Source organism: Subtercola sp. Z020 (genome assembly GCF_002931235.1).
Lineage (GTDB): Bacteria > Actinomycetota > Actinomycetes > Actinomycetales > Microbacteriaceae > Subtercola.
This window is the reverse complement of the sequence record NZ_PSTT01000051.1, coordinates 1-3,565: the sequence shown is the minus strand read 5'-3', so window position 1 is coordinate 3,565 and position 3,565 is coordinate 1. Positions and strand designations below refer to the sequence as shown.

3 protein-coding genes are annotated in these 3,565 nt (G+C 72.4%); all 3 read left to right on the top strand.

Features of this window, described 5'->3' with window-relative positions:
- Positions 1–959 (top strand): DNA-processing protein DprA (gene dprA, locus C5B96_RS07125; protein WP_104244357.1); only part of this gene is annotated, 959 nt, incomplete at its 5' end.
- Positions 960–1,086: 127 nt separating this feature from the next.
- A complete protein-coding gene (locus tag C5B96_RS07120; protein ID WP_104244353.1) occupies positions 1,087–2,007 on the top strand; it encodes a phosphodiesterase in 921 nt (306 codons plus the stop codon).
- Between the two features lie 31 nt (positions 2,008–2,038).
- Complete coding sequence (locus tag C5B96_RS17965; protein ID WP_146078107.1) at positions 2,039–3,235, top strand: tyrosine recombinase XerC; 1,197 nt, start codon at positions 2,039–2,041, stop codon at positions 3,233–3,235.
- The last annotated feature ends 330 nt before the right edge of the window (positions 3,236–3,565 follow it).

Below are 3,565 nucleotides of genomic sequence, written 5' to 3'. Positions count from 1 at the left end.
CGTCGCCGCTCACCTCGATGCGCCAGGCAGCACGCTGCGGAGCGCGCCTGGTCATACCCGGTGATGCGGAATGGCCGGTTGCGTTCGCCGACCTCGGGCTGCATCAGCCCCTCGCGCTCTGGGTGCGCGGCAGGCCCCGGGCTGCGGCGGGGCTCAGCCGGGCGATCGCCATCGTCGGTGCACGGGCGGCGACCGGCTACGGGGAGCACATGGCGATGGAACTGTCGGCAGGGCTCTCCGACGAGGGTTTCGGTATCGCCTCGGGGGCCGCCTACGGCATCGACGGTATGGCGCACCGTTCGGCGCTCGCGACGTCGGGCCAGACCTACGCGTTCCTGGCGGGCGGGGTGGATCGCTTCTACCCGAGCGGTCACGACGCACTGCTCACCCGCATTGCGGATGTCGGGGCGGTGCTGTCGGAGCTGCCCTGCGGCGCGGCTCCCACCAAATGGCGCTTCCTGCAGCGCAACCGGCTCATCGCGGCGGCGGCGCAGGCGGTGGTCGTGGTGGAGGCCGGGGTGCGGAGTGGGTCGCTGAACACCGCCGCTCATGCCGCCGCAATGGGTCGCCCCCTCGGAGCCGTGCCCGGTCCGGTGACGTCGCTCTCCTCGGCCGGATGCCATCGTCTCCTCCGGGACTTCGATGCCGTCTGCATCACGAGCCCGAGCGACGTGATGGAGTTGCTCGGGCACGACGCCGGGCGGCAGCCGATGCTGGCGATCGAGGGGGTGCAGTCGGCGGGAGAGAAGGAGTGCCCCGCCGAGCGCGGGCGCCGTCGCCCGGCGGAACACGTGCGCGTTCTCGATGCGGTCAGCGGGCGTTCGCCACGGTCGACGGAGGAGATCGCGCGCCGGGCGGGGATCAGTGTGGCGATGGCTCAGGCGGCACTCGGTGCGCTCTCGCTCGAACGGGCGGTCGAGGAGCGGAACGAGGGGTGGTGCGCGGTGAGGAGCGGGTGACGCGTCTGGCGGGTGCGGGGTGGGTGAGGTGCCGGGTGAGGTGCGGTGAGGTGAGGTGAGGTGCTGGGTGGGTGAGGTGCCGGGCGGGTGAGGCTCCGACGTCGGTGGTGTTTGGCAGGATGGAGGCATGCCCGCACGGAGCGAACCCACCCACGTCATCGCCCATCTCAGCGACACCCATTTCCTCGCGGATCGGGCGAAGCTCTACGGCACCGTCGACACGGATTCGACGCTCGCGCGGGCGCTGGCGCAGCTGGAACGGTCGCGGATCGACATCGACGCGCTGGTCTTCACCGGGGACATTACCGACCTCGGGCAGCAGGATGCCTACGCGCGGGTTCGAGCGCTGGTCGAGCCGGTCGCCGAACGGTTGGGTGCCGAGCTGGTGTGGGTGATGGGCAACCACGATGTTCGCGGCCGGATGCGATCGGAACTTCTCGACGAGCCGGTCGGAGACCTTTCCGGCGGGCCGGGCGAGGATGCGCCGATCGACCGGGTGTTCGACCTGAACGGTTTGCGGCTCATCGCGCTCGACACTTCCGTGCCGGGTTTCCACCACGGGGAACTGACCGCTGAGCAGCTGGAATGGCTGGGTGGGCACCTCGCCGAGCCCGCGCCGCACGGCACGATCGTGGCACTGCACCACCCGCCGATCCCGACGACGCTTCCGCTGATGCCGATCCTCGAACTGCAGGAGCAGCACCTGCTGGCCGACGTCATCCGCGGAACGGACGTACGCGGCATCCTGGGCGGCCACCTGCACTACACGACGACGTCGCTCTTCGCCGGGGTTCCGATCTCAGTGGCAGCCGCGACCTGCTACACGCTCGATCTGTCGGCGGGGCCGGGTCGCCTCGACGGAGTGAACGGCGGGCAGTCGATCAACCTCGTGCAGGTGTATCCCGATCAGGTGGTGCATTCGGTGGTTCCGGTCGGTGACTACCCCTTCGCGAACAGCTTTCCGGTCGATCTGGTCGCGCGCATCGAGGCGATGGCTCCGGATGGGCAGCGCGAGGCGTTCTCCCGCCACGCCCAGCCGGCCGAGTGAGAGGGTGCCCGGGTCAGGCATCCTTGACCGTATGAGCCTCGAGCAGAACGCCGACGACTTCCTGTCGCATCTGGCGCTCGAACGCGGCTACTCGCCGAACACGGTGCGGGCGTACCGCTCCGACCTGGCGAACCTGCTGGCCTTCGCCGCCGACCGCCGCTTGGCCGCTGACCGTGCGCAACGCGTTCCCGACCGTGGCCAGTCATCCGATCTCGCCATCGGCGCCGGCCGGGTGCCGTTCGTCGAGCGTTCGGCGGAGGGGGCGCCGGGCAGCGCGGCGGGGGCGGACGAGGTGACGGCGGATGGCGCGGTCGCGGGCGGGGCGAGCGGGGCGGAGGTGACGCTCGAGCTGCTGCGGGACTGGCTGTGGGCGGCCTCGAACCAGGGGTTGTCCAAGGCGACGATGGCGCGGCGCTCCGCGACGGCGAAGAGCTTCTCGGGGTGGCTGACACGAACGAAGAGGCAGACGGGCGACGCGGCCGTTCGGCTGAGGGCGCCCCGGCCGGAACGGTCGCTTCCGAGGGTGCTCAGCCGGGCATCCATGCAGTCGATCTTCGGGCTTCTTGAGGAGCGGGCGGCCGCAGGAGACCCGGTGGCCGAGCGGGATCGCGCGATCGTGGAGCTGCTCTACGCGTCGGCGCTCCGTGTGTCCGAGATCGTCGGAATCGACGTCGACGACCTCGACGACGAGCGGCGCACCGTTCTGGTCACCGGCAAGGGCTCGAAGCAGCGGGTCGTGCCGTTCGGTGCCCCCGCGGCGGAGGCGATCGGTGCGTACCGCGCCCACGGGCGGCGGATGCTGATCGAGCGGGCGGCTGCGGCGTCGACGAACTCGTCGAGTGGTGCAGTCGACCCGGGCCGCCCGCTCGGCCCGGGTGGTCCGCTCGGCCAGGGCAGCCCGCTCGGCCCGGGTGGTGCAGCCGCGTCACGTGGTCGAGGCGAGTCGGCGGCGGGGGCGCTGTTCCTCAACACGCGCGGGGGGCGGATCGGCACCAGGGCCGTCTACGCGCTGGTCGCCGAACTGCTGGGGCGCGTGCCGGGATCGGGCCCGGAGGGTCCGCATGCGTTCCGGCACACGGCGGCGACGCATCTGCTCGACGGGGGAGCCGACCTTCGCGCCGTGCAGGAGATGCTCGGTCACTCGAGTCTCGGAACCACCCAGATCTACACGCACGTCACGACGGAGCGGCTCCGCAGCACCTACCTTGCGGCGCACCCGCGCGCCTGAGGTGGGACAGTGGTGGTGGCGGGTGGCGGCCGAGCCGCCCTCGCCGTGCCGCCTCCGCGGGTGGCCGCCGGCCGAGTCGCGTTCGCCGGGCCGCGTCGATCGCGCAGCGCCCGAGGTGGGGTGGCGGTGTTCTGGGACGGACGGTCAGGGGCGGCCAGCGGCCGGCAGCCGCAGGGCGGCGCCCGGCGGCCGCGGGTGCGGGGTGCCTGCGCGCGGTGAGCCGGGTGCGGATGCCTGCGCGCAGTGGGCCGCGGGTGCGGGTGTCTGCGCGCGGTGGGTCGCAGGTGCGGGGATGCGTGCGGGTGGCGGCCGGCGGGGGCCACCCGCACG

What these genes read in the sequence shown, in the direction of transcription:
- C5B96_RS07120 (WP_104244353.1), top strand. Translation starts at nt 1,087, where the DNA reads ATGCCCGCACGGAGCGAACCCACCCACGTCATCGCCCATCTCAGCGAC.
- C5B96_RS17965 (WP_146078107.1), top strand. Translation starts at nt 2,039, where the DNA reads ATGAGCCTCGAGCAGAACGCCGACGACTTCCTGTCGCATCTGGCGCTC.